The organism is Streptomyces sp. NRRL B-24572, assembly GCF_002156145.1.
GTDB classification, from domain to species: Bacteria; Actinomycetota; Actinomycetes; order Streptomycetales; family Streptomycetaceae; genus Streptomyces; species Streptomyces vietnamensis.
On the sequence record NZ_MWIG01000409.1, the window covers coordinates 1 to 5,203 of the forward strand.

At 69.5% G+C, this 5,203-nt stretch carries 4 protein-coding genes and 1 pseudogene; all 5 read right to left on the minus strand.

All coding sequences use genetic code 11. The features are described from left to right. Positions 1-208, minus strand: a pseudogene (locus CCN56_RS23795) (ATP/GTP-binding protein); the annotation flags it as partial. Continuing rightward, positions 189-740, minus strand: coding sequence for a DUF742 domain-containing protein (locus CCN56_RS23800; protein WP_086829831.1), 552 nt, complete (start codon positions 738-740; stop codon positions 189-191). The gene CCN56_RS23800 and the pseudogene CCN56_RS23795, both read right to left, overlap by 20 nt. Positions 741-832: 92 nt before the next feature. Further along, positions 833-1,246, minus strand: coding sequence for a roadblock/LC7 domain-containing protein (locus CCN56_RS23805; protein WP_026057603.1), 414 nt, complete (start codon positions 1,244-1,246; stop codon positions 833-835). A gap of 7 nt (positions 1,247-1,253) precedes the next feature. Then, entirely contained in the window at positions 1,254-4,469 is a 3,216-nt protein-coding gene (locus CCN56_RS23810; protein WP_086829833.1) for a nitrate- and nitrite sensing domain-containing protein, read from the minus strand. Between the two features lie 340 nt (positions 4,470-4,809). Further along, the coding region (locus CCN56_RS23815) for an ATP/GTP-binding protein (RefSeq protein ID WP_086829835.1) at positions 4,810-5,203 on the minus strand (394 nt) is incomplete at its 5' end.

The window sequence follows — 5,203 nt, forward strand, 5'->3', positions numbered from 1 at the left end:
CGACGGTCGTCGTCGTCTTGTCGCCGGTGTGGGTGAGGTCGTCGATGCCCGCGGACGCGGAGGTCATGACGGCTTCGGTACGCAGCGGGTTGATCTCCGAGACCGCGCCGACGAACGTGGTCTTGCCCACGCCGAAGCCGCCCGCCACCACGATCTTCGCGCTGGTGGTTGAACGGGCCGCGCCGCCGTTAGAGCTTGCGAAGTCCACTGAGCACCCTTTCGAGCAGTGTCACGTCTGGCTGACCGCCGGCGGCCTCGTCGCCGCCGGGCTGGTGGATGGCGACGAGTCCGGCCTCGGCCAGGTCGGCGACGAGGATTCGGGCGACGCCGAGGGGAATGGAGAGAAGTGCCGAGATCTCCGCGACCGACTTGATCTCGAAGCAGAGCCGGCAGATCCGCTGGTGCTCGGGCAACTGCCCCTGCAGCCGGGCGGGATCGGCCGTCGTGCTGACCAGCGCCTCGATGGCGAGCTGGTAGCGCGGCCGGGTCCGGCCGCCGGTCATCGCGTACGGACGCACCAGCGGGTTGTGACCGCCGGAGCCGCCCGCGGCGGACGCGCCGCGCGAGGCGGCCGGCGAACCCGCGGCCGTCGGCGGGACCTGAGGCTGTGAGTAGGGCTGCGACACACCGTGTCTGCTCGGGGCGGAGGGAAAGTTGAACCGGTTCTGCGCGGTGTCGCCCAGGGGCGTCTGATGCGCGTCATAACCGTTGTAAGGGCTCCCGCCCGGGGGTGTACCCACGTCTCCTCCTCCGACTGCCTCGCGGCCCATGTCCCTTGGACCCGCGCCACCGCACACTACGGTGCGGTGGCACGAAACGCACTGTCTGTCTGTTAGTTGAGAAGACTTCCCTGAAGTTCCGCCCGGAGGTCGGGGGTCAGAACCGTGCCCGCGCGGTCCACGAGCAGGGCCATCTCGTAGCCCACGAGGCCGATGTCGGCCTCCGGGTGGGCGAGGACGGCCAGCGAGGAGCCGTCCGAGATCGACATGATGAAGAGGAAGCCGCGCTCCATCTCCACCACGGTCTGGTTGACCGCACCGCCCTCGAAGATCCGGGACGCGCCCGCGGTCAGCGAGGTCAGTCCGGATGCGACGGCCGCCAGCTGGTCGGCGCGGTCACGGGGGAAACCCTCGGACATCGCCAGCAGGAGTCCGTCGGCGGAGACCACCACCGTGTGCGACACCCCGGGGGTGTTGTCCACGAAGTTGGTGATCAACCAGTTCAGATTCTGCGCCGCCTGGCTCATGCTCACACTAACGCTCCTGGTTGTAGGTACTGCCCGGGCCGAGGCCCGATCCGTTCGTGTCCGTTCCCGCGTTGTTGCGTCCCTGCTGGACGCCCCGGCGCAGGTTGCTCAACCTGCCCCGTACGTCCTCGGGAGCGCGGGAGACCTGGGGGCCGCCCTGCGGGGTCTGCTCAGCAGTGCCCTCGACCAGGTTGGCCTTCGGGACCCGCCGGGGGAGACCGGACGAGGTGACCCCGCCCGCCTTGGGGTCCTTGAGCTTTCCGGCCCGCTGCCAGCGCTCGTCGTTCGTCGAGCGCCATTCGTCGGAGCCGTCGGCTTCGTCCTGCTGCTGCACCGGCTGCGCGGGCTTCGGCTGCTGCGGCGCCTGCTGCGTCTGCTGGCCGACGCTGCCGCGGCGCGGCAGACCGGCGTCGGTCAGCGCGTGTCCGGCGTCCGGGGCGGGACTCGCGGCCGGACCCGGACGGTCGAAGCCTACGCGCTCGTGGGCCTGTTCGGGAGCGCTCGGAGCAGATTCCGGTTCCGCTCCGAAATCCTGTGCGTAGCCGCCCTGGTAAGCGCTCTGATCCGGCCACTCTGCCTGATGGGACTGGGGATCGAACGCATTGCCGTACTGCTGGTGTTCGGTTACCGGGGTCTCGTACGAGGCTTCCGCATAGCCCTGCTGGGGGTACGCCTCGTAGCCCTGCTCCGGGTACGCGTAGCCGTCCTGCTGCTGCGGGTAGGCGTCCTGCTGCGGGTAGCCCGCCGCGTACTCCTGGCCGTACTCCTGCGGCTGCGCGTACTGCTCCGCCGGGTACTCCTGGGCCTGCCCGTAGTCCTGGCCCTGGTCGTACTGCTCCGCCGGCTCCGCCTCGTCGCGGAAGAGCGGACGGTCGCCGCCCTGCGCCTGGGCCCCCAGGGCGGCACGCCGCTCCTCGCGCTGCAGCGAGCGGTTGACCGGGTCGAGCTGACGCTCCTCCTCGGCCGGCTGCTCGTAGCGCGAGTCGTCGAAGCCGAGGTCGGCCGCGGTGAGCATCGGCTGCGGGGCGCCGCCCTCGAAGGCGTTCGGCTGCTGCTGCTGCGGAATGATCTGGGAGACGGTGAAGTCGTCCTGGAGCGGCTGCTCGCCGCCACCGCCGTGCGTGATCGCGTCCGGCAGCATGACCAGCGAGGTCGTCCCGGCCTGCTCGCCCGAGGGGCGGAGCTGGACCCGGATGCCGTGCCGGTCGGCGAGCCGGCCGACCACGAAGAGGCCCATGCGCTGCGAGACGGCCGCGTCCACGGTCGGCGGGTTCGCCAGCTTGTGGTTGATGTCCGCGAAGTCCTCGGCGGTGAGGCCGATGCCCTTGTCGTGGATCTCGACCATCACGCGGCCGTCGGGGAGGCGGGTCGCGGTGACGCGGACCTTGGTCTGCGGGGAGGAGAACGTGGTGGCGTTCTCCAGGAGCTCGGCGAGCAGGTGCACGAGGTCGGTCACGGCCTGGCCGTGGATCTCGGCCTCCGGCACGCCCGCCAGCTCGATGCGCTCGTACTGCTCCACCTCGGAGGAGGCGGCGCGCATGACGTCGACCAGCGGGACCGGCTGGTCCCAGCGGCGGCCGGGCTCCTCGCCGGCGAGGACGAGGAGGTTCTCGCCGTTGCGGCGCATGCGGGTGGCCAGGTGGTCCAGGCGGAAGAGGTTCTCCAGCTGGTCCGGGTCGGCCTCGTTGTTCTCCAGGTCGGTGATGAGGGTCAGCTGGCCCTCGATCAGCGACTGGTTCCGGCGCGAGAGGTTCGTGAAGATCGCGTTGACGTTGCCACGGAGCATGGCCTGCTCGGCGGCGAGCCGGACGGCCTCGCGGTGGACCTGGTCGAAGGCGCGGGCGACCTCGCCGATCTCGTCCTGCGAGTCGATCGGGATGGGCTGGACGCGGGTGTCGACCCGGCCCGGCTCCGTACGGGAGAGCTGGTCGACCAGCATCGGCAGGCGCTGCTCGGCGATGCCGAAGGCGGCGGTCCGCAGCTCGCGCATCGAGCGGCTCATCTGGCGGGCCATCATCCCGGCCAGGACGAAGGCGGCGAGGAGGGCGACGACGACGATGCCGCCGTTGACCCAGGCGTCCGTCTTGGACTCGTCGGAGATGGCGGCGGCCTCGGTCACGGCCTTGTCGACGAGGGTCTTCTCGACCTCGCTGTAGCCGTCGAACTTGGCGGTGGCGACGGCCATCCAGGTCTCGGGCGTGATGCCCTTGCCCTTCAGCTCCTTGATGCCCTCGGGGCCCTTCGCGGTGCCGATCTGGGAGGCGACGCCGGAGTAGACGGAGCCGTCCTTGCCCTTGGGGAGCTCGATGCCGGCCGCGGCCATCTTCTTGTCGCCCTCGGCGGCCTTGCCGGCCATGACCTTCTTGAGGAGGTCGACGTCCTCGGGCAGACCGCCGGAGCTGTACTCGCCGAGGGCGATCTGCTCCAGGTAGTTGTACGAGTTGAACGCCACCGACTGCTGGGCGAAGACGGCCTCGTCGTGGCTGGGCCGGACCAGGAGCTGGGTGCCGATGGAGCGCTGGAGGGACTCCGCGCCCTTCGAGAGCTGGATCGCGTAGACGGTGCGGCCGTAGCTGGTGACGTTGCCGGTACCGAGACCGAGCTCGTTGGAGAACTCCATCAGGTAGTGCTGCACGCTCGTGTAGCCGAGCTGGGTGTTCACCGGGTCCAGGGACCGGGTGTACGCCGCCTTGCGCAGCGTCTCCAGCTTGGGCTCCTCGTCCTTGAACAGCCGCAGACGGCGCTCCAGGCCCTGGCCCGACGGCATGCTCTTGACGGCCTCGTCGAACTTCGCCTTGGCGGCGTCGGTCGCGGCGTACGCCCGCGTGACCTCGTCGACCTTGCGGTCCTCGGGGGTCTTCGCGACGAGCAGGGGGCCGGCGGTGAGGTCGCGCTCGTTGAGCAGGGCGGTGCTGTACTCCGAGGCGGCGCGCACGATGAGCGCCGTCTTCTCGGCGTCCTGCGCCTCCTGCCAGTTGTCGATCGCTCCCTTGACCTGGAAGCCGCCCATGACGAGGCCGACGAGCACGGGTATGAGGAGGATCGCGTTCAGCCGGGTGGGCACCCGCCAGTTGCGGGGCGAAAGCTTGCTGGAGCTTCCCTTGGGCGCCTCGGCGGGGGGCGGCGTCACGGGAACGTCCGCGGGCGACACCGCTGTGCGGGACGGCGGTGTGAAGTTGCCCCGCGTCTCCTGCTCCGCGGAGCTTTCCTTGCTTCGCCTCACTCGACCAACAACCTCTCGGCGTCGGCACCTACGTTGTGCCGGTGTTTCGTTCAGGGCCGTACTACTCGGGAGTTCATGAATTGCAGCACGTGAAGGGGGTCCCTTCCAAACAGTGGGAAGCGGCCCCTTTCAGTGGTCCAGGCCTCACCTAAAACGGGCATAAAGAGCGAGCCCCGCCAAATGGCGGGGCTCATGTGAGCGCAGTGACACCGATCGGATGCATCGGGTGTCCGGGGCGCCCCAATTCTCTGTCGAAATGTTATGAACGCGCGGGCGGCCGTGTCGAAGGACACAGACCGCCCCTGGCAGGGGCATATGACAACTGCCCTGAACCGTTCCGCTACTTGAGCCGTGCCATGAGGGCGTGCTCGACGAGCGTGATGAGGGCGCTCTTGGCGTCGGCGCGGTGGCGGGCGTCGGTGGTGATGATCGGGGTGTCGGGGCCGATCTGGAGGGCCTCGCGGACCTCTTCGGGCTGGTAGGGCTGGTTTCCGTCGAAGCCGTTGAGGGCGATGACGAAGGGGAGGCCCGAGTTCTCGAAGTAGTCGACGGCGGGGAAGCAGTCGGCGAGGCGGCGGGTGTCGACGAGGACGACGGCGCCGATGGCGCCGCGGACCAGGTCGTCCCACATGAACCAGAAGCGGTCCTGACCGGGGGTACCGAAGAGGTACAGGATCAGGTCCTGGTCCAGGGTGATGCGGCCGAAGTCCATGGCGACGGTCGTCGTCGTCTTG